Annotated in this window: 27 protein-coding genes and 1 pseudogene; 17 read left to right on the top strand and 11 right to left on the bottom strand. The window is 71.4% G+C overall.

The genetic code is table 11. The features are described 5' to 3' along the window. The first annotated feature begins 209 nt into the window (after nt 1-209). Nucleotides 210-902: an alpha/beta hydrolase gene (locus ACLU3S_RS06795; protein WP_413950831.1), complete on the top strand. Its 693-nt coding sequence runs from the start codon at nt 210-212 to the stop codon at nt 900-902. 104 nt (nt 903-1,006) lie between these two features. Here ACLU3S_RS06795 and ACLU3S_RS06790 read toward each other — a convergent pair whose 3' ends face one another. Together ACLU3S_RS06790 and ACLU3S_RS06785 are read right to left on the bottom strand one after the other, a co-directional pair. Next, the gene (locus ACLU3S_RS06790) at nt 1,007-1,969 is read right to left on the bottom strand and encodes a quinone oxidoreductase family protein (RefSeq protein ID WP_413950830.1); all 963 of its coding nucleotides are present in this window, start codon (nt 1,967-1,969) and stop codon (nt 1,007-1,009) included. Nucleotides 1,970-2,190: 221 nt separating this feature from the next. Continuing rightward, entirely contained in the window at nt 2,191-3,282 is a 1,092-nt protein-coding gene (locus ACLU3S_RS06785) for a Gfo/Idh/MocA family protein (protein WP_413950829.1), read from the bottom strand. Nucleotides 3,283-3,465: 183 nt separating this feature from the next. Here ACLU3S_RS06785 and ACLU3S_RS06780 point away from each other — a divergent pair, with 183 nt between their 5' ends. Next, nucleotides 3,466-3,873, top strand: a complete 408-nt coding sequence (locus ACLU3S_RS06780) for a winged helix-turn-helix transcriptional regulator (RefSeq protein WP_413950828.1) — start codon at nt 3,466-3,468, stop codon at nt 3,871-3,873. Nucleotides 3,874-4,021: 148 nt separating this feature from the next. On the opposite strand, the gene ACLU3S_RS06775 is transcribed toward ACLU3S_RS06780, so the two are convergent. Beyond that, nucleotides 4,022-5,404, bottom strand: a complete 1,383-nt coding sequence (locus ACLU3S_RS06775) for a dihydrolipoyl dehydrogenase family protein (protein ID WP_413950827.1) — start codon at nt 5,402-5,404, stop codon at nt 4,022-4,024. Nucleotides 5,405-5,571: 167 nt separating this feature from the next. On the opposite strand from ACLU3S_RS06775, the gene ACLU3S_RS06770 reads away from it, so the two are divergent. Further along, nucleotides 5,572-6,156 carry a TetR/AcrR family transcriptional regulator gene (locus tag ACLU3S_RS06770; protein ID WP_413950826.1) on the top strand — a complete coding sequence of 195 codons (585 nt, stop codon included), beginning with the start codon at nt 5,572-5,574 and terminating at the stop codon, nt 6,154-6,156. Between the two features lie 43 nt (nt 6,157-6,199). On the opposite strand, the gene ACLU3S_RS06765 is transcribed toward ACLU3S_RS06770, so the two are convergent. After that, complete coding sequence (locus ACLU3S_RS06765; RefSeq protein WP_413950825.1) at nt 6,200-6,688, bottom strand: winged helix-turn-helix transcriptional regulator; 489 nt, start codon at nt 6,686-6,688, stop codon at nt 6,200-6,202. Nucleotides 6,689-6,797: 109 nt separating this feature from the next. Between ACLU3S_RS06765 and ACLU3S_RS06760 the strand changes: the two genes are divergently transcribed. The 3 genes from ACLU3S_RS06760 to ACLU3S_RS06750 all read left to right on the top strand — a co-directional run bounded on the left by ACLU3S_RS06760 (nt 6,798) and on the right by ACLU3S_RS06750 (nt 9,060). Continuing rightward, nucleotides 6,798-7,583, top strand: coding sequence for an SDR family oxidoreductase (locus ACLU3S_RS06760; RefSeq protein ID WP_413950824.1), 786 nt, complete (start codon nt 6,798-6,800; stop codon nt 7,581-7,583). Nucleotides 7,584-7,606: 23 nt separating this feature from the next. Then, complete coding sequence (locus ACLU3S_RS06755; protein WP_413950823.1) at nt 7,607-7,966, top strand: nuclear transport factor 2 family protein; 360 nt, start codon at nt 7,607-7,609, stop codon at nt 7,964-7,966. A 116-nt stretch (nt 7,967-8,082) separates the two neighbouring features. Further along, nucleotides 8,083-9,060 carry an L-threonylcarbamoyladenylate synthase gene (locus ACLU3S_RS06750; RefSeq protein WP_413950822.1) on the top strand — a complete coding sequence of 326 codons (978 nt, stop codon included), beginning with the start codon at nt 8,083-8,085 and terminating at the stop codon, nt 9,058-9,060. A gap of 123 nt (nt 9,061-9,183) precedes the next feature. On the opposite strand, the gene ACLU3S_RS06745 is transcribed toward ACLU3S_RS06750, so the two are convergent. Then, nucleotides 9,184-9,825, bottom strand: a complete 642-nt coding sequence (locus tag ACLU3S_RS06745; RefSeq protein WP_413950821.1) for a carbonic anhydrase — start codon at nt 9,823-9,825, stop codon at nt 9,184-9,186. 231 nt (nt 9,826-10,056) lie between these two features. Here ACLU3S_RS06745 and ACLU3S_RS06740 point away from each other — a divergent pair, with 231 nt between their 5' ends. Further along, nucleotides 10,057-10,902, top strand: coding sequence for an RNA polymerase sigma factor SigF (locus ACLU3S_RS06740; protein ID WP_413950820.1), 846 nt, complete (start codon nt 10,057-10,059; stop codon nt 10,900-10,902). A gap of 277 nt (nt 10,903-11,179) precedes the next feature. On the opposite strand, the gene ACLU3S_RS06735 is transcribed toward ACLU3S_RS06740, so the two are convergent. Continuing rightward, nucleotides 11,180-12,187 carry a L,D-transpeptidase gene (locus ACLU3S_RS06735; protein WP_413950819.1) on the bottom strand — a complete coding sequence of 336 codons (1,008 nt, stop codon included), beginning with the start codon at nt 12,185-12,187 and terminating at the stop codon, nt 11,180-11,182. Between the two features lie 122 nt (nt 12,188-12,309). Here ACLU3S_RS06735 and ACLU3S_RS06730 point away from each other — a divergent pair, with 122 nt between their 5' ends. The 6 genes from ACLU3S_RS06730 (at nt 12,310) to ACLU3S_RS06705 (ending at nt 16,920) form a co-directional block, all read left to right on the top strand. After that, on the top strand, nt 12,310-12,627 hold the full coding sequence (locus tag ACLU3S_RS06730) for a hypothetical protein (RefSeq protein ID WP_413950818.1): 318 nt from the start codon (nt 12,310-12,312) through the stop codon (nt 12,625-12,627). 48 nt (nt 12,628-12,675) lie between these two features. Continuing rightward, complete coding sequence (locus tag ACLU3S_RS06725) at nt 12,676-13,239, top strand: GNAT family N-acetyltransferase (RefSeq protein ID WP_413950817.1); 564 nt, start codon at nt 12,676-12,678, stop codon at nt 13,237-13,239. A 263-nt stretch (nt 13,240-13,502) separates the two neighbouring features. Then, complete coding sequence (locus ACLU3S_RS06720; RefSeq protein ID WP_413950816.1) at nt 13,503-14,420, top strand: Ku protein; 918 nt, start codon at nt 13,503-13,505, stop codon at nt 14,418-14,420. A 134-nt stretch (nt 14,421-14,554) separates the two neighbouring features. Beyond that, nucleotides 14,555-15,328 carry a class I SAM-dependent methyltransferase gene (locus ACLU3S_RS06715; protein ID WP_413950815.1) on the top strand — a complete coding sequence of 258 codons (774 nt, stop codon included), beginning with the start codon at nt 14,555-14,557 and terminating at the stop codon, nt 15,326-15,328. An 81-nt stretch (nt 15,329-15,409) separates the two neighbouring features. Beyond that, nucleotides 15,410-15,949: a hypothetical protein gene (locus tag ACLU3S_RS06710; protein ID WP_413950814.1), complete on the top strand. Its 540-nt coding sequence runs from the start codon at nt 15,410-15,412 to the stop codon at nt 15,947-15,949. A gap of 53 nt (nt 15,950-16,002) precedes the next feature. After that, nucleotides 16,003-16,920 carry a class I SAM-dependent methyltransferase gene (locus tag ACLU3S_RS06705; protein ID WP_413950813.1) on the top strand — a complete coding sequence of 306 codons (918 nt, stop codon included), beginning with the start codon at nt 16,003-16,005 and terminating at the stop codon, nt 16,918-16,920. 90 nt (nt 16,921-17,010) lie between these two features. Here the strand turns inward: ACLU3S_RS06705 and ACLU3S_RS06700 are convergent, their stop codons facing one another. From ACLU3S_RS06700 to ACLU3S_RS06685, 4 genes and pseudogenes are all read right to left on the bottom strand, one after another. After that, nucleotides 17,011-17,727, bottom strand: coding sequence for a TMEM175 family protein (locus ACLU3S_RS06700; protein WP_413950863.1), 717 nt, complete (start codon nt 17,725-17,727; stop codon nt 17,011-17,013). Between the two features lie 210 nt (nt 17,728-17,937). Then, nucleotides 17,938-18,120 (bottom strand): annotated as a pseudogene (locus ACLU3S_RS06695) (GNAT family N-acetyltransferase); the annotation flags it as partial. A 17-nt stretch (nt 18,121-18,137) separates the two neighbouring features. Next, nucleotides 18,138-18,353 (bottom strand): PLD nuclease N-terminal domain-containing protein, encoded by a 216-nt coding sequence (locus ACLU3S_RS06690; RefSeq protein WP_413950812.1) that lies wholly within the window; start codon nt 18,351-18,353, stop codon nt 18,138-18,140. Nucleotides 18,354-18,398: 45 nt separating this feature from the next. Beyond that, nucleotides 18,399-19,028: a DUF3887 domain-containing protein gene (locus ACLU3S_RS06685; RefSeq protein WP_413950811.1), complete on the bottom strand. Its 630-nt coding sequence runs from the start codon at nt 19,026-19,028 to the stop codon at nt 18,399-18,401. A 225-nt stretch (nt 19,029-19,253) separates the two neighbouring features. Between ACLU3S_RS06685 and ACLU3S_RS06680 the strand changes: the two genes are divergently transcribed. The 3 genes from ACLU3S_RS06680 (at nt 19,254) to ACLU3S_RS06670 (ending at nt 22,366) form a co-directional block, all read left to right on the top strand. Next, the gene (locus ACLU3S_RS06680) at nt 19,254-20,009 is read left to right on the top strand and encodes a hypothetical protein (RefSeq protein ID WP_413950810.1); all 756 of its coding nucleotides are present in this window, start codon (nt 19,254-19,256) and stop codon (nt 20,007-20,009) included. 396 nt (nt 20,010-20,405) lie between these two features. Continuing rightward, nucleotides 20,406-21,233: a lectin gene (locus ACLU3S_RS06675; RefSeq protein ID WP_413950809.1), complete on the top strand. Its 828-nt coding sequence runs from the start codon at nt 20,406-20,408 to the stop codon at nt 21,231-21,233. 320 nt (nt 21,234-21,553) lie between these two features. Further along, entirely contained in the window at nt 21,554-22,366 is an 813-nt protein-coding gene (locus ACLU3S_RS06670) for a class I SAM-dependent methyltransferase (RefSeq protein WP_413950808.1), read from the top strand. 113 nt (nt 22,367-22,479) lie between these two features. On the opposite strand, the gene ACLU3S_RS06665 is transcribed toward ACLU3S_RS06670, so the two are convergent. Further along, nucleotides 22,480-22,842, bottom strand: coding sequence for a winged helix-turn-helix transcriptional regulator (locus tag ACLU3S_RS06665; protein ID WP_413950807.1), 363 nt, complete (start codon nt 22,840-22,842; stop codon nt 22,480-22,482). Nucleotides 22,843-22,898: 56 nt separating this feature from the next. On the opposite strand from ACLU3S_RS06665, the gene ACLU3S_RS06660 reads away from it, so the two are divergent. After that, a complete protein-coding gene (locus tag ACLU3S_RS06660; protein WP_413950806.1) occupies nt 22,899-24,152 on the top strand; it encodes an MFS transporter in 1,254 nt (417 codons plus the stop codon). Nucleotides 24,153-24,169: the final 17 nt, after the last annotated feature.

Below are 24,169 nucleotides of genomic sequence, written 5' to 3'. Positions count from 1 at the left end.
GCGTGCACGTACCGCGGACTCCCGCGCATGGCCCCCTGAGTGTGCCGGCGCCTAGCGTGGCAGGCGCTGGAAGGACGCCCGGTCTACCGCCGGGCGCATCGGTCGTTCCGTGAAGCCTGCCGGACGACGAGAGAAGCGAGACCTTCCGCCGAATTCATCGAATCCAGTTCATCGAATTCGTCAGGAAATGACGACCCTAGGGACGACGCATGCCTGCTGACGTCAACAGTCAGCCCACCATCCTGCTGGTTCACGGCGCCTGGCACGGTGCCTGGTGCTGGGACCGGCTCATCCCGCAGCTGGAGTCGCGAGGCTGGAAGGTCGCCACGGTGGACCTTCCCAGCGCGTCGGCCGCGGCCGAACACACGGCCGGCATGTACGACGACGCCCGCGCCATCCGCGGGACGCTCGCCGGGATCGCCGGGCCCGTGACCGTCGTGGCGCACTCCTACGGAGGCATTCCCGCCACCGAGGCGGCTGCCACGGCGGAGAACGTCTCCCGGCTGATCTACCTGGCCGCGTTCCAGCTCGACGAGGGCGACTCGCTCGCCGGCCAGTCCGGCGGCGCCCTGCCGTCCGGCGACACCGGTACCCTGCCGCCCAACCCCGAGCACCGGGAGTACTTCTACAACGGGGCGACGGACGACGACGCCGCCTGGGCGGCGGAGCGGCTCGTGCCGCAGAGCATCAAGTCCTTCAGCGAGCCGCTGACCGGCGCTGCCTGGAAGAGCGTGGAGTGCCGCTACATCGTGTGCGAGCTGGACAACGCCCTGCCGCTGTCGTTCCAGGAGGCAATGGCCGCCCGGGCGGGCAAGTCCCACCGGCTTCCCTCGGGACACTCGGCGTTCCTCTCGATGCCCGCCGAGCTGGCCGAGACGATCACCGCCGCGGCACTGGACTGAGCCGGGCGGTCCGGTCCTCGCCGGAATGCGGCACGACGCCGGAACGGCCTGTTCCGGCGTCGTGCCGCATTCCGGGCGTCGTCACTTCAGAGGCGACCCGTGACTCAAGAGGCGATCCGTACGACGGTCTTTCCCGCGGTGGGCCGCGCCTGCCGGGCGATCATCTCGGGCACGTCCTGGAAGTCGTACACCTGGCCCACCGGCGTGCTGATCGTGCTGTGCGCCGCCAGGTCCGCCAGGTGGTCCCACACGACTGCCTCCGCCTCGGGGCTGCCGGGCGTCGCAAGGACGCCCACGGCCGAGTAGTTGCGCAGCAGCATGTCCATCGAGTCGAGGGGCACGGGCTTTCCGCTCGCCAGGCCGATGAGGACCACGCGGCCGTTGCGTGCGACGGCCTTCAGCGCCGCGAGTGCCGTGTCACCGCCCACGGGGTCGAAGACGACGTCCGCTCCGCGGCCACCGGTCAACTCCGCGATCCGCGCGGGCAGATCCTCGGTCCGGTGGTTCACGACGTGGTCGGCGCCATGGCGGCGGCAGAAGTCCAGCTTCTCCCGGCTTCCGGCGACGGCGATCACCGTCGCGCCGCGCGCCTTGCCGAGTTGCAGCGCGGCTCCACCGCTGCTGCCGGCGGCGCCCAGCACCAGCAGCACCTGTCCGGCCTCGACGGGGGCGCGGTCGACCAGGCCCGCGTATGCCGTGCGGAAGCCGATCGGGAAGCCGCCGGCCTCCTCGTCGGTCATCCGCGCCGGAATCCGGATGGTGGACTCCTCGCGCAGATAGGTGTAGTCGGCGTAGCCGCCCCACCCGTCGAGGAATGCGGTGATGCCGGTCACGCGATCGCCGACGGAGAACCGCGAGCCCGCCGGCACGGCGACGACCTCCCCGGCGGCCTCCTCACCGAGGCCGAACGGCGGATCGCCGAGCAGAGGGAACTGGCCTGCGGCCATCATGGCGTCCGGATAACCGGCTCCGGCCGTGCGGACACGGACCAGTACCTGACCCGGCCCGGGCTCCGGCCACGTCATCCGCTGCAGTTCGACGGAGTCCTGCGGTGAGCCGAATCTCACCAGACGCCATGCTCGACCAGAAAACATCTAGGGACCACCCCTTTTCATCCGCGGACCGTGCGATCAGCGAGTGGAATATTTGGTTCCCCCGGCGTCAGTGTCACATGACGCCGACGCCTTCTTCGCTGATCGGTTCCGTGAATGCGCCATATTCGGACGCGCGGACAGGAATACCAGAGCCACGAACATGTTCCGAAGGGTTCTCGCGACTTCACCCGGGCTCATGCACCCCTGGTCCTGGAGGCCTGCTTGACGGCTTCGAGCAGCCGGTGCCGCTCGAGGGCGTGCTGGAAGCCCGGCACGGTGCGGGTCCCCTCGCGCAGGTCGGTGGCCAGAGCGGCGTACAGCTGGGCCACGTTGTGCGCCGGACCCGTCAGGTCGCGGCGAACGCCGGCGAAGTAGCGGTCGGGCAGGGCGATCGGTGCGACGGCGGTGTCGGTCCCGCGACCGCCCTCGAGCAGCAGGTCGACCACCTGCAGATTGCCGTTGATGCCGGACGTGGTCAGGACCAGGTCGCCCTCGGTGCCGTTGATCTCCCAGCGCAGGTTGTTCCCGCGTGAGTGGGCGCCGCGGTAGAAGACCGAAGCCGCGCCTCCGTCCCGGAGCGTGCCGGTGACGGACACCTGGTCGGGCGCAGTCACCGGAATGGTCACGCCCTCGTCGGCGAGGCGGACCTCCGTGCGGCCTCGGACCAGCTGGGCGGACACCTCGTCGAAATCCCCCAGGACGACCTGCAGGGCCTCCAGGGCGTGCATCACGGGCACTTCCAGGGTGCTCGCACCGCTCGCCTCGTCGAAGATGTACGCGTGCGCCCGGTCGGTCTCGCCGCCCCAGGCAACGCCCGATCCGACCAGCGTGGTGCCCAGCACCTTGCCCAGGTAGCCGTCCGCGATCAGGTCGCGCGCGTGGCGCACCGCGGGTGCGAAGCGGGCCTGCAGGCCGATCGCCGTGGGCACCCCGGCGGCGCGGGCACGGGCCGCGAGATCGGCTGCCTCGTCGATGTCGGCGCCGAGCGGCCACTCGCTGTAGACGGCCTTGCCCGCGTCCAGTGCCGCGGAGACCAGCGCGTGGTGATGGGCGACCTTCACCGCCACGACCACCAGATCCACATCGGGCCGGGCGATCAGCTCGCGATGGTCGTCGTAGCCGGCCGGGACGTCGAACGCCCGGGCCGCCGCGTCGGCGGACGCGCGCCTGGTCGTGCTGACCGCACGCAGTTCGTAGTCGGGCAGGGCCTTGAGCGCGGGCACATGACCCATCGCCGCCCAACCGCCGGGGCTCGCTCCGATGATGCCGACGCCGATCTTCGCCATGTCACTCTCCTTGTGCGCTGTGGCAGCCCGCCGCCGGCTCCGGTTGCGCTCGCGCGGCTCGTACAGTGGGTGGCACGTAGGTGATTCGCACCCGCACCGCAGACTGCCGACCTCGAGCCTCACTTGGCGGGCGAATCCGAGCAAGAAGGCACTTTGAGGTGCTCTGGTACCCCGGAGGGAACCGTGGCCGGGACAGTTGCAGGAGAACACCGCGCGGGGACGGACGCAGGGCCGTCGAACTGCCGCGAGGAGGCCCGCCCCCTCGTCCGCAGCGTGCTGGAGCGGATCGGCGACAAGTGGAGCGTTGTCGTCGTCTGCCAGCTGGGCGAGTCGACCTATCGCTACAACGAACTGCGCAGGCTGGTGCGTCCGATCACCCAGCGGATGCTCAGCGTCACACTGCGCGGCCTGGAGCGGGACGGGCTGGTCAGCCGCACCGTGCACGCGACCGTTCCGCCGCGGGTCGACTACGCGCTGACCGAGCGCGGACGGTCGCTGCTGCGGGTCGTCCGCGATCTGGCCGGGTGGGCCGACGGCCACGCGGAGGAGATCAGCGCCTCCCGCGCCGCGTTCGACGCGCGGGAGGCGTGACCTCGGCGCGTACCCTGCCGTGGGCCGCCCGGCTTCCCCTGCTTCAGTCCTGGAGCGCGCTTCAGTCCTGGAGCGTGCATCAGCCCTGGAAGTGCTTCAGTCCTGGAGCATGCATCAGCCCTGGAAGTGCTTCAGCCCTGGAAGTGCATCAGTCCTGGAACGCGGCGAAGAGGAGGTTGAGGGCCTCGCCCATGGAGGGATGGGTGATGATCATGTCGCGCAGGGCGGTGTACGGCAGACCGGCGGCCATGGCGGTCTGCACGATCGTGACCACCTCTCCCGCCTCCGGTCCCAGCAGCGAGACGCCCAGGATGCGCTCGGTTCCGGCGTCGACGACCGCCTTGAACAGGCCGGCCGTCTCGCGCATGGTGCGGGCCCGCGGGATGGCGGCGACCGGCAGCTTGGCGATGCGCACCTGGTGTCCGGCGGCGCGTGCCTGGTCCTCGGTCAGTCCCACCCGGGCCAGCTCCGGGGTGAGGAAGACGGTGTAGGGGATGAGGCGGTCGGCGGTCGAGCGGTTGCCGCCCGCGAGGTTGGCCTTGAGGATCCGGTAGTCGTCCAGCGACACGTGCGTGAACTGCGGGCTGCCCGCCACGTCGCCTGCCGCCCACGTGTGCGGGGCGGAGGTGGCGAGGTGCTCGTCGACGGCGACGAAACCGGCCTGGGTGGTCTTGACCCCCGCTGCCTGCAGGGCGAGGTCCGCCGTGACGGGCGTCCTGCCCACGGCGACCAGGACGTCGTCGCCGACGACCCGGGCTCCGTCGGCGAGCCTGGTGGTGACCTGGCCGTCGGCGCCGCGTTCGAGAGACGTGACGGCGGTCCCGGTGACGATCTCCATGCCGTCGGCGCGCAGGAGTTCGGTGACCGTCCGGGCGATGTCCTCGTCCTCGCGCGGCAGAAGCCGGTCGTTTGACTCGATCATGGTGACGCGGCTGCCGAACGCCGCGAACATCTGCGCGAACTCGAGGCCGACGATCCCGCCCCCGACGATCGTGAGCCGCTCGGGAAGCCGTTCGAGTTCCAGCAGGCTGTCGCTGGTCAGGATGCCTGCCTCGGTGAGGCCGGGGATGTCCGGGACGCGCGGCCGGGTGCCGGTGTTGATGACGGTCTCGGCCCCGCGGATCACTCGGGAGCCGCCGCTGTTCAGCGCCACCTCCACCGTGCGCTCCGCGATGAACCGGGCCTGCCCCAGCACGAGATCCATGCCGGAGTCGAGGAACTGCTTGTGGTTGCCGGCGACCATGCCGTCGACGACGCCCGTCTTGTGCGTCCTGAGCAGGTCGACGTCCACCTTCGGCGCGTCGGCGACGAGCCCGAGTTCCCGGGCGCGCGCCAGGGCTTTGACCGCGCGGGCGCTCGCGACCAGCGCCTTGGTGGGGATGCAGGCGACGTTGATGCAGGTGCCGCCGATCATGCCGCGCTCCACCATCGCGACGCGCCTTCCCGCCCTCGCCCAGTCCATGGCGAGCGTCTTGCCCGCCTTGCCTCCGCCGACGACCAGAAGGTCGTACTCCTCAACCGGATCGCTCATGTCGGTGCTCCCATCGGGGGATCGTTCGGGGGGATGGCGCGCGTGACGGCGCCCGACGAAGGTTACCGGATAGAACGGTCGGTCTATTGACAGACCGATCGTTCTGTTCAGGAAGTTCCGGCCGTACGGACGGACCGATCGGTCTGCGATCGCCTAGCCTGGGAGTCATGGCTACTTCCAAGAGCGGCGCCTCACCGGCGCAGCGCCTGCTGGACACCGCGTCCGTCCTCTTCGCCAAGGAAGGGATCCGGGCGGTCGGGGTCGACCGGATCCTGTCCGAGGCCGATGTCGCCCGGGCGAGCCTCTACCAGACCTACGGGTCCAAGGACGCCCTCGTCGCAGCCTATCTGGAGAGGCAGGACGACACCATCCGTGCCGGCCAGGCCCGAGCCCTGGCCCGGCTGACCGACCCCGTGGACCGCGTCCTGGTGCCGTTCGACCTGGCCGCCAAGGACGTCAGGCGCCGCGGCTACCGCGGCTGCGTGTTCCTCAACGCCCTCACCGAGTTCCCCGAGGCGCGGCATCCGGTGCGGGGAGTCGTCGAGCGGCACCGGGAGTGGCTCGCCGACCTGTGGCGCAGGGAGCTCACCGCCGCGGGTGCGGCCGATCCGGACGCGACGGTCGCGCAGTTGGTGCTGCTCTACGACGGCGGGCTCGCTGGATGCAAGAGCGCCCGATCGGCGGAACCCGTACTGCGAGCCAGGCGGATGGCCCTCGACATCCTGCAGCGCGCGCTGCCGCACCCGAGCTGAGCGGTTCCGGCCGGCGGAGCGCCGCATCCGCCGGCCGACGGCCTCATCCGCGACCGGTGTAGCGGGTCCGCATGGCGGGCCCGGCGGCGGGGCCGGCGGTGAACACGTACGCCTGGCTGTCGTCGAGGCGGCGGCCGGTCCTGGCGTCGACCACCACGGGCTCGACCTCTTCGCCGCTGTCGGCGTCGACGAGGATCATGCTGCGCTGCTCGGGCGTGAGCCGGGAGTTGCCCCACGCGGCGAGTGCGACGATGACCGGGCGCAGGGAGCGGCCGAGGTCGGTCAGGACGTACTCGTAGCGGACCGGGTTCGTCTGATACGGGCGGCGCTCCAGCAAGCCGTCGGCGACGAGGGTCTTCAGGCGTGCGGTGAGCATGCTGGTGGAGATGCCGAGGTTCTCCTGGAACTGGTCGAAGCGGGTGTAGCCGTCGAAGGCGTCGTGGAGGATCAGCAGGGTCCACCACTCGCCGACGTGCTGAGCCGTCGTGGACAGAGGGCATTCGAGGTCTTCCGCCCTGATCCGGCTTGCCAAGGTCGACCACCACCAGTCAGTTACTGCTAAAGTCGAAGTCACTTACTTCTATTTTAGCAGTTACCACGGGGTGAGGCCCTTTCTGCCTGCCCTGGGAACGGAACCTGCCGTGAGCACCCCCCTCAGCGAATCCCTTCAGGGCCGCCGTGCCCTGGTCACCGGCGGCACCAAAGGCGTCGGTGCGGCCGTCGCCCAGCGCCTCGCCCAGGCCGGCGCCACCGTGCTGGTCACCGCGCGCACCCGACCGGCCGACCTCGCGTCCTCGGACATCGTCACCGCCGACCTCGCGACCCCCGAGGGGGCCGCCACCGTGGTCGGCGAAGCCATCCGCCGTCTCGGCGGGATCGACATCCTGGTCAACAATCTCGGTGGCTCCGACGCCCCCTCGGGCGGATTCGCCGCCCTCGGCGAGGACGACTGGGACAGAGAGCTCAGCGTCAACCTCCTTGCCGCCGTCCGCCTGGACCGCGGCCTGCTGCCCGGCATGATCGAGGCCGGCAAGGGCGTCATCATCCACGTCTCGTCGATCCAGCGCCGGATGCCGCTGTGGAACGGCACCCTCGCGTACGCCGCTGCCAAGGCCGCGCTCGCCACCTACAGCAAGGGCCTGGCCAACGAGGTCGCTCCGCACGGCGTCCGCGTCAACACCGTCTCTCCCGGCTTCGTCCGGACCACCGCGGCCGACCACCTCGTCGCGCGGATCGCCGACGGTGCCGGCCTCACTCACGAAGCGGCGCTGGAGCAACTGATGGCATCCCTCGGCGGCATCCCCCTGGGCCGCCCCAACCAGCCGGAGGAAGTGGCCGAACTGGTCGCCTTCCTCGCCTCCGACCGCGCGTCGGCCATCGTCGGTGCCGAGCACGTCATCGACGGCGGCACCCTTCCCACCGTATGAAACCCGCCCCGTCAGGAGACGCCATGCACGACACCCGGCCCCGAGACGTGCCCCCGGACGCCCTTCCCGATGTGATCACCCGCTACCTGAAGGCGCATCACGCCCATGACACCGCCACCGCAATGGGCACCTTCCGTACCGACGCCACCGTGACCGACGACGGCAGGACCCACCAGGGAGCCCTGGCGATCGAGGCCTGGCTGAACCGTTCCGCCACCGAGTACACCTACACCAACGAACTCAGCGGTGCGCAGGAGGTCGACGCGCATCACTACGTCACGACACATCACCTCGAGGGCAATTTCCCGGGGGGAGTGGTGGATCTGCACTACCGGTTCGCCCTGCGCGGCGGCCTCATCGAGAGCCTCGTCATCGAAGCCTGACGGGCCGATGCTCGGAACATCGACGCTGCCGGGTCGTTGGGGTACCGAGGGCGCGCTGCCCGGCACGGGCCGGGGGACCGGCCACGGAAGAACCGAGCAGTGAGAGGGTTGCGAGGGTGACGGCAAGAACGAGTGACATCGAGAAGGCGGCGGATGTGCTGCGCGCCGGAGGCCTGGTGGCCCTCCCCACCGAGACCGTGTACGGTCTGGGCGCCAACGCCGAGGACCCCGCCGCCGTGGCGCGCATCTTCCAGGTCAAGGGGCGCCCTCCCTCCCATCCTCTGATCGTGCACATCGCCGGCGCGGAGCTGCTGGGCGACTGGGTCGAGGACGTGCCCGAGACGGCGCGCCTGCTGGCCGAGCGCTTCTGGCCGGGGCCGCTCACCCTGGTCCTGCGGCGCGGTCGCCGGGTGCCCCTCGAAGCGACGGGTGGCCTGGAGACGGTGGCTGTGCGCGTGCCCGGCCACCCCGTCGCGCTCGCGCTGCTGTCGGCTTTCGGCGGCGGTGTCACGGCCCCCTCCGCCAACCGCTTCGGCCATGTCAGCCCGACCACGGCCGACCATGTCCGTGCGGAGTTCGGCGGTGCCGTCGACTTCGTGCTGGACGGCGGGCCCTGCGCGGTCGGCGTCGAGTCGACCATCGTGGACGCCACGGGCCAGACCCCGACCGTCCTACGGCCCGGAGGGGTGACGCGCGAGGACCTCGAGGCGCTGCTGGGGCGCCCGCCGGCGGTGCACACGACGAGCCGCATCCGGGTGCCGGGCCAACATCCGTCCCACTACGCGCCGAGGGCGAGGGTCGTCCTCGTCGAGCCCGAGAAGGTCGTCGCCGAAGCGGAGCTCGCCCAGGAGCTGGGGCACCGGGTGGGGGTCCTTCTCCCTCCCGCCTTCACCGACGCGCCGGTGAACGCGCACGCCGTGGTGCCGGTGCCCGGTTCGGCGGCCGCCTACGCCCGCGGGCTGTACGGATTCCTGCGCGAGCTCGACCGGCGGGGCTGCGACCTCATCGTCGCGTCCCTGCCGACGGAGGAGGGGCTGGGCCTCGCGATCGCCAACCGGCTCCGCCGCGCCGCGGGGCCCCGGCCCGCCGCGTGACCGCCACCGGCGCCGTCCGGTGTGGCTGCCGGAGCCCGCACCGGTGCGGGCTCCGGGGTCCGCGCTGCCGTACGCGATCCGGCGGATCGTCCTCCTGATCCCTACCTGATCCCTACGGCATCCCTACGGCGCCGTGGCGACGGGGATGTCCAGGCCGCGGGCCGCGACGAGGCGCGCGGTGCCGTCGTCGAGGCTGTAGCACAGGCCCACCACGGCGGCCTGCCCGGCCGACACCCGCTCGGCCAGAAGGCGGGAGCGGTCCAGCATCAGGTCGACGGTGTGCCTTATGTGCTCGGCGAGGATCTCGTCGGCACTCACGCGTCCGGCGGCCCGCGCGGCCAGCACGCTGGGGGTCACCCGCTCGACGACATCGCGGATGTAACCGTTCGGCGCCATGCCGTCCTCCAGGGCGGCACGCGCCGCGCCGACCGCGCCGCACGAGTCGTGGCCGAGGACCACGACCAGGGGGCAGTCCAGCACGTCGACGCCGTACTCGATGCTGCCGATCACCTCCGGGCCCATGACATGGCCGGCGGTGCGCACCACGAAGAGGTCGCCCAGGCCGCGGTCGAAGATGATCTCGGCGGCCAGACGGGAGTCGGAGCATCCGAACAGTACGGCGAACGGACGCTGGGACGGAGCGACCTCGGTGCGGCGGGTGGCATCTTGATTCGGGTGCTCCGGGACACCTGTGATGAACCGCCGATTGCCGGCCAGCAGCAGCTCGAAGGCTTCATGGGGCGTTGCGGCCTGGATCTCGCTCATGGCGGCAGCTTACGTTCCCTTCCCCGGTGCCGTCGTGCCAGGACGGCACCTGTCACGCCGGGCGCGTCGTGGCTCTGGCTCCCGCGCGGCGTCGTACTCGGGTGCTCGGTCCGGTGATCGCGTTCATGTGGTTGTGGGTGTACAGGCAGGATGAGGGGGTAGACGGCGCGCTGTCGGCCCGTGCGGGCCGGCACCGGTGAGACTGGCTTCGATCTTGGGAGGGGACACGTCATGGCGCTCACGAGCACCGCGGCAACGGATACACACAACCGCGAGCTGCCCGAAGTCGCCGACCCCTCCCGGGTGGCGCCGAAGGACGCCCGCGAGCTGTCGCGGCTGTTCTTCCGGCAGCTGACGGTGCTGGAGGAGGGCACGCACGAGTACAGCTACGCCCGCAACACGCTGATCGAGATGAACATGTCCCTGGTCCGCTATGCGGCCGGCCGGTTCCGCAGCCGCGGGCCGGAGGAGATGGAGGACATCGTCCAGGTCGGCATGATCGGCCTGATCAAGGCGATCGACCGGTTCGAGCTGTCACGCGAGGCGGAGTTCACCTCCTTCGCCATCCCCTACATCGTCGGTGAGATCAAGCGGTTCTTCCGCGACACCACCTGGGCCGTGCACGTGCCGCGCCGGCTGCAGGAGGCCCGCGTCCAGCTGGCCCGGGCCACCGAGGAGCTGCGCAGCCGCCTGGACCGCAGCCCGACGGTCGAGGAGCTGTCGGAGCTGATGAGTCTGCCGGAGGAGGAGGTCCGGGAGGCCCAACTGGCCGCCAACGGCTACAACTCCTCCTCGCTGGACGCCGCGATCGGCGCCGGCGAGGACGGCGAAGCGCTCCTGCAGGACTTCATCGGGGTCGAGGACGGAGCTCTGGAACTGGTCGAGGACTTCCACGCGCTCGCTCCGCTGATCGCCGAACTCGGCGAGCGGGACCGGCAGATCATTCACATGCGGTTCGTGGAGGAACTCACCCAGGCGCAGATCGGCGAACACCTGGGGGTGTCCCAGATGCACGTCTCCCGGCTGCTCTCGCGCTGCCTGGCCCGGCTGCGCGAGGGCCTGCTCGCCACCGGATGACGAGCCGCCCTGCCCGACACCTGACGCCGAGGCGAGAGGCGGCCGGCCGAGATGAACCGCTCGCCGCTCACGGCAACGACGCGTCCCGCGTCAGGGTCGCTCCTACGGCCGCCCCGTGTGCGTCTCTCGTCCGCCCGCCGAGCGGCAGTCACCACATGGGCGAAGGGGAACCGCGTTTGGGCGTGCTCCCCGTGCTGTCGGGACATACCGGTGAGGGGCCCTCTGTTCCGAGGGCCCCTCGGCACGGGACGGCGACCGGCGCCGCCACCGCGCTGCTTCACAGCGTCGAGGTCGTCGCCTCCCCGGAAGCGCTGCCCGCGAGCCACGCGTCCCACGACAGGTTGAAGTCGGCGTAGCCGTTGTCGGCCGGGGCCTTGGCGCGGGGCGAGCCGGTGATGGTGACGGGGTCGCCCCGCTTGACCTCGTGGTAGAACCACTTGGCGTCCGACAGGGACAGGTGGACGCAGCCGTGCGAGCCGCGGGCGCTGCCGCTGCCCGGATTGGGGTCGCCGGTCGAGTAGTGCACGTACGTGCCGGACTGGGTGAGGTGGACGTCCCAGGGCAGCGTCAGGTCGTAGTAGTTGGGGCTGCCCTTGTCGCAGCTGATGCCGACGCTGCAGGAGGTCATGTGGACCTTCTCCTGCTTGTCGATGACGGCCATCGTCCCGTTCCAGGTCGGGAACTGGGGGCTGCCCGCATTGATCGACAGGGTGCGCACCAGCTTGCCGTTCCGGGTCACCTTCATGGTGTGACCGGTCACCGACACATCGGCGCGCACATCGTCGCCGATCTTGAAGGTGTGCGTGTAGTTGTGCACGCCGTAGCGTCCGTTGCCGTTGCCGACGCCCGTCAGATCGGCGTCGATCTTGACCGTCGTACCGGAGGGCCAGTAGTTCTTCGGCCGCCAGTCGGCGCGCCTGTCGCCGAACCAGTGCCAGGCGCCGGCCACCGGCTGCGAGGCGCTCACCTTCATGTGCTTCTCCACGGTGGCCCGTGCCTTCGCCGCCACCGGGTTCGTGAAGATCACCGAGATCGGCATGGCCACGCCGACCGTGGTTCCCGTCTGCGGGGTGATCGTCTCCAGCAGCATGGGGGGCCCCGCGGGCTTCGTCGGTGACGGAGAGGCGCTCACACTCGGCTTGACCGACGCCTTCGCGTCGTCCCCGCTCGCCTTGGCGCTGCCGCCCCCGCAGCCACTCACGCCCATCAGCACCGCACCCGCGACGAGTGCGACCCCTATGCTGCCCCTGCGCCGTCCCACTGCCTGCCCCGCTCTCTCGCTCATTGACCCTGACGGGCCCGACTCCCTGTCAGACAGGGTAGAACGGACGCGCAGTTGCGTCCGTCGTGTAAAACGTGTCCCAAATCCCGGCGTCAGCCGCCGGACCGCGGACGGTCCCGGGCGCGATGCCGCAGGCGCTGCGGATGCCGGCGATCGTCTCCAACAGTTCCCCTGAACTTCCGCGGACTTCGGCGCCGGCGGTCGCGGCCACGTCGTTCCTCCCCTGGGCGTGGACCGTCTTCGACGGGCACCTGCGGGGCCTGGTGCTCGCGGAGGCGGAGTGCGCCACGGACGACGAGGCACAGTCGTTCGCGCCGCCCGTCGCGTGCGTGGCAGAGGTGACCGATGACGCCCGCTTCACCGGAGGACGCCTCGTCCGGGCTTCCCGCCGGGAGCTGCTCTCCCGGCCGGCGGAGTACGGTCTCCGTCCCGAAGGTCCGTAGGCCGCCTGTTCCGGACCGCTCTCACGGGCGTGCGGTAGGTTGCCCGCCATGACCGAACTCGCCGCCGGCGTCTGGCCACCCGCCCCGATGACGACCGAACGGCTCATACTCCGCGAGTCCGCGGCCCGGGACCGCGAGGCGTGCATCGAGCTGCACGCCTCGCCAGAGGTGCTCGCGTACCTCGGTGGCCCTCGGCCGCGTGCCGAGCTCGAACGCACGGTGCCCGAGGTGCCCGGGCGGCTCCCCGGCTGGTTCGTGGTCGAGCTCGACGGAGCGATGATCGGCACGGTCCAGCTCAAACCGCACGTCCCCGAGCATCCGGGCAACCGCCGTCTTGAGGCCGGGAAGACCGAGCTCGGCTACCTGTTCCTACCGGAGGCGTGGGGACACGGGTACGCCACCGAGGCGTGCGCAGCGGCACTCGACTGGTTCGCCGACGCGCTGCCCGGCGAGCCGGTGGTGCTCTACACCCAGACCGCCAACGCCCGCTCGATGCGCCTCGCGGCGAAGCTGGGGTTCACCGAGCTGGAGCGGTTCGAGGCGTGGGGCGCCGAGCAGTGGTTCGGCAGGTGGTCCCCGGTCGCGCCGTCCGCTGGTGCCGTGCCCGCGTAGGTTCGCCGGCGCGACGGTCGCACGGAACCCGCCGAAGCGGCCCCTCGCCGGGCCGGGTGAGCGGGACGAGGCGGCCCGATGCCGCAAGGGTCCCCACACCGCGCGCGCCGGATCTCCAGCCGTCCGAACCCCAGGGTCCCGGCCATCCCGATCCTCGGCCCGCCGCGGCGGGGCCGGGTCGGCGGTGCAGGCGGAATCGCACGTGCGGGGTGCGAGGGGCGCTCATACGCTGAAGGTGCTCGGGGCTACTGCGGAGGTCTGCCATGCCCCGAACCGTCTGGTCCGGTGCCATCACGTTCGGTCTGGTCACCGTGCCGATCCATGTGGTCGGCGCGACCGAGGACCACTCGATCCACTTTCACCAGTACCACCTGGCCGACCAGGGCCGGATCCGCTACCGGAAGATCTGCGAACTGGAGGACCGGGAGGTCTCCCAGGACGAGATCGGCAAGGGCTACGAGATGACCAAGACGCAGGTCATCCCCATTACGGACGACGATCTCAGCAATCTCCCGCTGCCCACGGCGAAGGCCATCGAGATCGACGCGTTCGTGCCGCTGGAGTCCATCGACCCGATCCGCATCGCCGACGGCTACTACCTCCAGCCGGCCGGCCAGGTCGCGGCCAAGCCGTACAAGCTGCTCGTCCAGGCCCTGGGCCGTTCGGCCAAGGTGGCCGTCGTGAAGTACGCGTGGAGCGGCCGGGAGAGACTCGGGCTGCTGCGCGTGCGGGACGACGTGCTGGTGCTGCACGCGATGCGCTGGCCCGACGAGATCCGCGACCCCGCCCCGCTGCTGCCGCCACCGGTGGAGGTGTCCGACGCGGAGATCGAGGGGGCGCTCGCGCTCATGGACACCATGACCGTGGACCAGCTGGAGGGCCCCGACTTCCAGGACCGCTACACCGAGGCGATCGCCCGTATCATCGAGGCCAAGCGCGAGGAGAAGCCGCTCCCCGAAGCGCCGGAGCCGCAGGAGCCGGCCCAGGTCCTCGACCTGATGGCCGCCCTGAACGCGTCCGTGCAGCAGGCGAAGGCGTCGCGCGGCGGGGCCGGCCCGGCGCAGGTGCACGAGTTGCCGAAGCCGAAGAAGGCGGCGGCGAAGAAGCAACCGGCCAAGAAGGCCGCGGCCAAGAAGACCCCCGCGAAGAAGACGGCGGGTCGGCGGCCGCGCAGTGCTTAGCCGAGCAGCCTGGGATCGTGTCCGGACGACGGCGGTGCGCCCGCGGCGACCTGCGTCGGCAGGCAGGTCCTGGCGGTCCTCGGGAGCCGGGTCGGCGTCGGTTCGCCGACCCGCCAGCAGGCTAGGCTGCGACGGTGGCTCACCTGACCGACGTACCCGAGAACGCGCCCGAAGCCGCAGGTTTGGCCGAGGCGAATGACTACGACGGCTTCGCCGAGGAGTACGCGGCGGAAACCGAGAACAACCTCGTGAACGCGTACTACGCGCGGCCCGCGATGCTGGCTCTCGCCGGGAACGTCGCCGGCCGCCGGATCCTGGACGCCGGCTGCGGCTCGGGCTCTCTGTCCGCCGCGCTGCGCGACCGCGGTGCGGTCGTCACCGGCATCGACGTCAGCGCCGGGATGCTCGCGTTGGCCAGGCGGCGGCTCGGCGACGTTGTGGCCCTGCACCTGGCCGACCTGAGGGACCCCCTGCCGTTCGACGACGGTGCGTTCGACGACGTCGTCGCGTCGCTGGTGCTGCACTACCTGGAGGACTGGGGGCCGGCGCTGGCGGAGATACGGCGCGTGCTCAGGCCCGGCGGCCGCCTCATCGCGTCGGTGGACCACCCCATCGTGGCCTACACGATCCGGGATCCCCGGCCCGACTACTTCGCGACCACCAGCTATGCCTTCCACTGGACCTTCAACGGGCGGTCCGTCCCGATGCGGTTCTGGCGCAGGCCGTTGCACGCGATGGTCGATGCGTTCACCAGCGCCGGCTATCGTCTTTCCGCCATCAGCGAGCCGCAGCCCGACCCGGCCGCCCGTGAGCTGTTCCCCGACGGCTTCCACGACCTCTCGACCAAGCCGAACTTCCTGTTCTTCGTCGTCGAGGCACCCGCGCCGGCCGCGGGCTCGGCCGGCTGATTCTTGCGCCTGGTCGCTGATCGGTGTTCGATGCGGTCCGTGATGGGTGAGGGTGGGGGGCTCACGGCGGACGCACCGCTTGTGCGGATCGTCCACGCCGTGGTCGGGGAGAGCCTGGCCGGGATCCTGGCGGGGGCTGCCGCAGATGTGCTGGTCTTCTCGACCATGGACGATCCGGGGCTGTCGGGCACCGCTGGGCGCATTCAGATCTCCCTGGCCGTCGCACTGACGTTGCTCTTCGCGGTCGGCTTCCTGGTGCACCGGCCGCGTGAACTGCGTGACTTCGGCGCCGCCGTGGTGATCGAAGAACCATCGGTGAGGCAGAAGGAGGAGCAGACTCGACTTCTTCGGCGAGGCCGCGTCCGGATCGCCATCGGTGTCTTCGCGATGACGCTGGTATTCGCGTATGGCTCCCACGGACCGCTTGTCAGCGTGAGCTTGCCGCTGATCGCGCTCCTCGGCGTCGTGCATACATGGCGGACCGCGATCTGGTGGGAGCGTCGACACGGCGTGCGTCTGTGGAAGCCGGCGCTGGTTGTCGTAGGCCGTGAGGCTTACCGTCGCTCCCCGTACTATGCAACGCCGGCCCCGCACCTGATCCCAGGAGGGCAGGCGATGTAACCGGCCGAGCCCGTCCGTCAGTGAAGGCGGACGGTGGTGTTGAATACGACCCCATGAAGCAGCGTGCGCGGGGGGCGAGCCGGACGGCGGTGCTGGTGTGCCAGGGGCGGGCGGCCGCGGACGGCCGGGTCGCCACGGGCAGGTTCGCCGATCCAGTGGCGACACAGCTGCTGCGCGCCGCGGAGCGCGTGTCCGTGGACCAGGTGCGGGCGAGCACCCCGCCGCAGGGCTGGCAGGCACGCACCGCGTACGAGAGTGTGCGGGCGTGCGCGGAGGTGGTCGTACCGCGGACGGTTGCGATCGACGAGGTTCTCCGCGCCCGCACCACCGGCCAGCTCGTGATCCTCGGCGCCGGTCTCGACACGCGCGCGTGGCGCCTTGCGGAGCTCGCGCAGACAGATGTGTGGGAGGTCGACCATCCGGCCTCCCAGCGGGACAAGCGCGCCCGGCTCGCCGAGGCCGCGCACGCGACCCGGGGACCGGAGGAGGACAGCCGCCCCTCGGCAGAACCGCCGGCCGTGGCCCGATCCGTGCGGTTCACGCCGGTCGACTTCGCCGTCGACGATCTCGGTGCCGCGTTGGACGCCGCCGGGCACGACCCGGCGGCGCCGACGACCTGGCTGTGGGAGGGCGTCGTCCCGTACCTCACGCGCGACGAGGTCCGCGCGACGGTGGCCGCGCTCGCCGCCCGGTCGGCCCCGGGCAGCGTCCTGGTCGTCAACTACCAGGCACCGTCCGCGAGGGCTGCCGTGGGCCGCCTGCTGGCGCGCGTGCTCGGCAGCTCCATCACGTCCGGGGAGCCGTGGCGCTCACTGTGGCGGCCGGAGCAGATGGCCGCGGTGCTCGCGGAGCACGGCCTGCGGGTGGTGTCGGACGACACGCTCCTCTCCCTCGCCCAGCAGCTCGGCGGCCCCGTACCCGGCCGGACGTCGTTGAAGTCGGGTCGCGTGGCGGTCGCGGAGAGCCGGTGAGCGTGGTCCGCGACCTGCCGGCCGGTACCGGCGACCGGTGAGCCCGTTCGTGCGTCTCGGCTGTGGTGTGCGGGATGACGTCTCCGGCGGTCATGTCCGGTGCCCGCGGCGACGCCGGCGCTGCACCTTGGCGATCTCGCCCGAGATGGGCAGCCAGTAGTACAGGATGAAGGCGGAGATCACGGCCACGCCGAGTGCGGGAAGCAGGGCGCCGAGCAGGATGCCGACGGCAAGCCAGGCCAGGGCGAGTCGGAAGCGCCGGCCGATGGCTTTCGCGCCCGCCGCATCGATGGTCGGGGCGAGGAGCCGGCGATCGTGACAGGCGTACCACCAGATGACGTTGAACAAAGCGGCCGCGCATTCGAACGCGATGCCGTGCAGAACGACGGCCGTACGCTGCCCGTGTCCGTCGCGGAAGGCTTCGGCCAGTACGGAGGCGGCGAAGGGCAGGAACGCGATGTCCATCAGCAGCACGGTGTTGAGGAACAGCACCATCCGGTCGGCACTGCGGATGTGGTCGAACATGATGTGATGGTTGGCCCACACCTGCCCGATCAGCATGAAGGTGACGGCGTAGGCGAGGTAGGACGGCCAGAGCATGAGGAGGCCGTGCGCCAGGCGGCTGGTGTCGTGCGGCGGGTGGATGTCCAGGACGAGCAGTGTGATGGCGATGGCGATGACGGCGTCGCTGAACGCGACCACTCGGGTGGGGTCGCGCTCCACGCCGAACGGCGTTGGCCCTCCCGGTTCCTGAACAGGCTCTGTCATCGCCTCAGCCTCAGGCACCGGGCGCCGCTGCGCGAGCAACCCCGGGGCATGTCGGCCGGTGGTGAGCCCATCGTGGTGAGGGCCCCTCGTTCCGGAGCATGCCGGCCTGGCGGAGTCCGGTGCCTCAAGCCCGAGCCGCACAGAGGACCCCAGGCGTCCCGGCGTCGGCTTTGGACCTAGTGGCGCTGCCGCAAGCCGGCCGACGTTCAGGCGGCTACGGAGCCCGCATGGAAGCCCGCGTGCGGCCGCCGCGCTCGACGAGCCCGGCTCCCCGAGCGCGGCGGCCACGGCGAGGGCGGTCGCCGTGCCATGGCCGCGGCCGCGGTGCTCCCGGTGCACGCCCATCGGTTCGAACAGCCCGGGTCTGCCGGGTCCGGCCGACCACACCGTCACGGCCGCCACGGCGTCTCCCTGCTCGTCGTGGGCGACCAGAGCGGCCGGTGGAGCGGTCACCGGTCCTTGCTGCGGCCGAACCGGAGGTACGCCACGAGGCCGAGCACGTTCCCGAACGCGCAGATGGCCAGCCATGCCTGCGCGGACAGCCTCCGGGTGTCGGGGTGTCGCGAGATGTCGAACATGCAGCAGACGGCGGGGACGACCGCCACCAGCGGCACGATCGCCGCCCAGGGTGTGGGTGACGAGGAGCTCAGGGAGTCGGTGAGCACGGGACGTCTCTCATCGGGATGCTCGCTTGCCCGGCGGCAAGCCCTTCACGGGGTCTCGGGCGTGAGGATGAAGAGCCCGGCGACCTTTTCGTCGGCGTCGAACGCGACGCGAGCCTTCATGTCGCCGGCCTCGTAGCGCAGCGGGATGTCGACGACCGTGTGGTCGCCGATGCGCCGGACGAAGGGCTCGCCCTCGCCGAAGCCCTCGAACGCGCCGACCAGGCCGGTGACCGTGGCCAGGCCGTTGCCCCGCACCTCGTCGGTGAACGCCTCCAGAACCTGGGCGTTGAAGGACTGCCTCGCTTCGTCCATGCGGCCCTCGAGGACATCGGTGACGACCTTGATGGCACGTTCCGCCGCGTCGGCCATGCGCACCGTCTTGTCCATGGGTTCTCCCGTCCGGGGGTCGATGGGCTTGCCGAACCGCTGGAAGGCGGCCTGGCGGGTGACGCCCAGCAGGTCGCCGATCTCCTGCCAGGTGTGGCCGGCGTCCCGGCACTGCTGCACGCACAGCTTGAGCACCTGCTCCGCCAGCCGGTCGACGTCCTGGGCGCGCCGGACCAGGTTGAGGTAGTCGGGCGGCGTGACCGGGCTGCCCACCGCCTGAGCCAGCGTCGATGCCTGCTCGGCCAGCAGGGCGCCGAGGTCGGAGAGGGTCCGTGGGGCGTCGGCCATATGTCAAGGATGCCTTTACGGCTCTGCTGCCGTCAAGGATTCCTTTACGGCCGTTCCCTGTCGGCACCCACCGCGAGCCCGACGGGCGCGAGAGGCGGCCCCTTCGCACACCCAGCACGCCCCGATCGGCTGACGGGACGTCACCTGGTGGCGGCGGGGCGGCGATCGGGTCACGTGTCGGACGCGCGGGCCGCGGGGCTCCGCCGGCGCCGGGATGCTGGCCGCATGGGGAGAGACGGGGCCGGGGCCGGCCGGGATCCGGTGCCGATGGGCACGTCGCTGGGACGCGGTGGTGTCGCCGGGTGTCTGTGGAACGGGTGTCTCGCCGTGCCGGCCCTTGCCCTGCTGGTGGTGTGCGGACTGTGGGTGGGACTGGCGGTGGCCGGCCATCGCGGAGAGAGCGAGGCCCACGGTGCGATGGCGAGACAGGCGGCACTGACCAGGTCCCGTCTGGCGGGCTCGGCGCGTGACGGGGTGCTGCTCGGCACCGAGATCGACCGGGATGTGCGTACGGGACGCGTCCTGGGCCCGGTCCGGGTTCGGCGGCAGGGCGGCACGGTGACGGTGACCGCGCGGCTCGAGGGATTCGGGCCCGGTGCCATGGGCCGGACCGAGGCGACGGGGTGCTACCGGTTCCGCATCGTCGCCGTCCGGGCCACCTCCGCGCGCGTCCCCGACACGTCGTGCGCCGCCCCGGCCTCCGCCCTCTACCGGCCACCCGGCCAGGTCGCGGACGACGTGGTCGCCGAGGTGCGCGCGGCTCTCGGCAAGGGCGGAGTCGAGGCCGTGCGCGTGGCACCGGTGTGGCGGACGCCCGGGATCGACGTGGTGAACGTGGAGTCGTCCACGGGCAAGTTGGACGTCACCTTCCGGCTGCTGGAGCCCGGCGTCTCCTTGCGGTCCCAGTGCTATGTCGTCGACGTCCGGCAGGCTCCGTCCTCGGTCGCCCTCCGGAAGCCGGCGGCGGGCCGCTGCGGCTGAGGCACGGCCCCGTCCGGTCACCGGTGGCAGCGGTCGGCCCGGCTCGGGGGCGCGTGCCGTCCGGCTCTCCGGTCGGGAGCTTGTCCGGGTTCGTGGCGAGGTGGACCTCGCGGGACACGTGCGCAGGCTCCGCGGCGTGCGCACCACGCCGAGCACCCCCAGCCTCCTCGGCGCCTTAAGAAGGAGGACTTCGGCACAGAGGGCGGGCCCCTGCTCCCTGGAGCATGTCGGTGGCGCGATGCCGCGCGCCGGTGCCGGGGGCCGCCTCGATACGTGTCTGGTTTAGACCTTTCCGTGAGGGAGTGCTGCATGTTGCATGGGTGCCGCCTTGCTCACCTGTCTCGAGAAGGCGACTTTGCTACCGCTTCTGCGACGCGAAAGGGTGCATCGTCCGTCATGTTCAGGCAACTCCCCACCCGTCGGCCCGCGTTGGGCTCCGGCGTCGCCATAGCCGCCCTGTCCCTCGCCACCGGGCTGCTGACCGCTTCCCCCGCCCAGGCCGCGACCGGCGCCATCACGGGCCTGGCCGGCAAGTGCCTGGACGTCGCCGGGGCCGACCCGGCCGACGGCACACCCGTCCAGCTCTACGACTGCAACGGCACCGGCGCCCAGCAGTGGACGGCCGGCAGCGACGGCACGATCCGCGCCCTGGGCAAGTGCCTGGACGTGACCGGCAATTCGACGGCCGACGGCGCCAAGGTGCAGCTGTGGTCGTGCACCGGCGGCGCGAACCAGAAGTGGACCGTCACCGCCGCCCGCGACATCGTCAACCCGCAGGCGAACAAGTGCCTGGACGTCACCGACAACAACTCCGCCAACGGCAGCCGGATACAGATCTGGAGCTGCAGCGGCGGCGCCAACCAGAAGTGGAACGCCCCCGTGGCGTCGGGAGGCCAGACGGGAGACCAGTGCTGGGTGACGCACTACGGTCCTCAGCCTCCCGGCGCGCTCACGGCCAGCGGCGAGCTCTTCGACAACAACGCGGACACCGCGGCCACCTCGCTCAGCCGGCAGCCGCAACTCCCGTTCGGCACCAGGGTGCAGGTCACCAACGTCGCCAACGGCAGGTCGCTCGTGGTGCGCATCAACGACCGGGGCACCTTCACCTCCACCCCGCGGGAACCCAAGTGCCTGGACCTGACCGACGGAGCCTTCGCCCGTCTCGGCGGAGTCCTCAACCCCGACGCGGGCCACATCGTCGTCACCGAACAGGTCCTGAACTGACCAAGTGGACTTCCGGCCAGGTGGGCGCCCCGGACAGAAGCCCGGGGCGCCCTGTCGCTGCGGCAGCCGCTTCTCCTGTGCCGCAGCGACGGCTTCCCGGCCCGGCCGGACGGACCGCGGGGCCGCGGACGAGCCCACCCACCACCGTGCCCGGCGCGGACACCACAGGACCAGTCGACGACCGCGACGTCATCGACTGGTAAGGCGGCGCCGTGCGGCATCGCGGGCAACCGGCGGCTGACCGTGGCGATCAGGCTAGCGTTGGCGGCAGGGACCGGTGCTGCCCTTGCAGCAGTGGTAGTCGCTCCGGGAGGGGACAGATGGCGCACACGGCGTTCGATGAGTACGAACGGCGCACATGGGCTGGGCGGGCCGACGCGTACGCGGCGAGTTTCGCCAAGCTCTGCGCGTACGCCGTGCCGGACCTCCTCCGGGCCGCCGGAGTCCGCGAGGGGGTGCGCGTCCTCGACGTGGGCACGGGTACGGGCACGGTCGCGGCCGCCGCGTGCGCGCGAGGAGCGAAGGTCACGGCCGTGGACGCCGAGCCGGACATGGTTGCCCGAGCCGGGCGGGCGGCCCCGGAAGCCGATGTACGGCTCGCCTCGTTGCCCCGACTGCCCTTCCCGGACGGCGAGTTCGATGCCGTGGTCGGCAACTTCGTCCTCAACCACGTCGGACGCCCTCGGGAGGCTCTGCGGGAGCTGCGCCGGATGACGCGTCCTGGTGGACGCATAGCGGTGACGATCTGGGCGGTGCCCCCGGCCCCCGGGCAGGCCCTCCTCGGCAGGGCGGTCCAGGCGGCGGGGGCCGTCCCACCCGCTCACGTGTCGGCTCTGGCTCACGAGGACGATTTCCCCCGCACCGGGCAGGGTCTCGCCGCGCTGCTGGGCGAGGCCGGACTGCTGAACGCCACCTGCGACACCCTGGTCTGGGACCACCGGACGACGCGCGAGGAGTGGTGGAGCGGACCGGCCGCCGGAGTGGCGACCATCGGGCAGATCGTGACCAGTCAGACTCCGGCGGTCGTCGCGGAGATCAGGCGGCACTTCGACCTGCTGTGCGCGGAGTTCACCCGGCCCGACGGCGCTCTGGCGCTGCCTCATGCGGCGCTGCTGGCGCACGGCCGGGCATGACGCCGCCGACGCGGACCACGTCGGCGCCGGCCTGACAGGCGCCACTTCGGGGCTACGACCACGACGCTCCGCACAGGTGGCTCCGAGCGATGCGCACCCGTCGGCGAACGGAGTCACCGTCGCGCATCGGCTTGTGCGCGGGCGCGCTCGATGTCGGGGACGTGGCTCTCGGCCCATTCCCGGACGGCACGCAGCGGCGTCAGCAGCGACCGCCCGAGGCCGGTGAGGGCGTACTCGACATGCGGGGGATGTGCCGGAATCTCCGTGCGAGAGATCAGACCGTCGTACTCCATCGCGCGAAGCGTCTCGGTGAGCGCCTTCGAAGTGATCCCCCGGATGTGCGCCTTGAGTTCGGTGAATCGCATCGGCCCGTGGTCCAGTGCGTTGACGACGAACACCGTCCAGCGCGCCCCGATCCGGTGCAGAACGGTGCGACTGGGGCAGGTCGCTGCCATGACGTTGTAGGCGTTGCCCATGCACGGCTCCCGGTAGCGTTGTGGATACTGGTATCGAATCTATACCGTCCCGGGCTGTGACTCTTCCCGATTACACGGTCCGTCCCTCCATGGCCCGGCACGGCCGCTTCGTCGCGGCGATCGTCATCGACTCGATCGGCACCGGGGTCTTCATCCCCGTCTCGATGCTGTACTTCCTGGCCACGACGCCGCTGACGCTGGTGCAGGTGGGCGCGGCCCTGACGACGGCCGGGCTGCTGGCGCTCCCGGTGGGCCCTCTGGTCGGAGGACTGGTCGACAGGTACGGCACCCAGCCGGTGCTGCAGGCGGCGAACCTGGCCCAGGCACTCGGCTTCGCCGGGTATCTCGTCGTGGACCGGGCATGGCAGATCGCCCTCTGCGCCTGGCTGAACAGTGCCGGGCGGGCGGTGTTCTTCGGCTGCTACGGCGCGGCCGTCACGGCGCTGGCCGCGCCGGGCGGGCGCGAGCGCTGGTTCGGTCTTCTGGGGTCGGTGCGCAACCTCGGCTACGCGCTCGGCGGCCTCCTGACCGCCGTCGCCGTCGGCTTCGGCACGCACGGCGTCTACGCCGCGATCGTGGTCGTCAACGCCTTGTCCTGTCTCGCCGCCTTCGTGCTGATGCGGGCCGTGCCGAACGTCCGTCCCGAGGCGGGCCGGGACGCGGCCGGCGGCTGGCGGCGCGTGCTCCGGGATGTGCGGTACCTGTCCGTGGTCGCGCATCAACTGTGCTTCGCGATCTCCTTGTTCGCCCTCAACGTCGCGATACCGGTCTACGCCGTGGACGTGCTGGGACTGCCCGGCTGGACCGCCGGTGCCGTCTTCACGCTCAACACCCTGATGGTCGGCTTCGGCCAAGGCGCCGTCGTCGGGCGGCTCAGCGGGCGCGTCCGCAGCCGCGTCCTCGTCGCCGGACACGCCTGCTGTGCGACCGGCTACCTCCTGTTCCTCGCCGCCGACCGCGTGACCGCGCTCGCCCTCGCGGTCGGCGTCGTGCTGCTCGGCGCCCTCGTCTACACCCTCGGTGAGATCCTCGGCGGTCCCGTCACGTCGACGGTCGCGGCGGAGAGCGCCCCAGAGGCTCTGCGCGGGCGCTACCTGGCCCTCAACCAGCTCGCCGTGAGCATCGCGGGAGCGGTCGCTCCGGCCGCCCTCTCCGGGTTGCTGTCCGCGGGCGCAGCCGCGATCTGGCTGACCCTGGTCGGAGTCAGCGCCCTCGGAGCCGCGCTCGCCACCCTGATCGGCGAAGCGGTGCCGGCGGCGCGGAGCCGCATCGGAGGCGTCCCGGGCCGTAGTTCGCCGGGTGGGCCCTGACGGCGTCCGGGCCCTTG

The organism is Streptomyces sp. AF1A (assembly GCF_047340315.1).
Classification (GTDB): domain Bacteria; phylum Actinomycetota; class Actinomycetes; order Streptomycetales; family Streptomycetaceae; genus Streptomyces.
The sequence above is the reverse complement of the archived record's forward strand: the minus strand, read 5'-3'. Positions and strand labels throughout refer to the sequence as shown.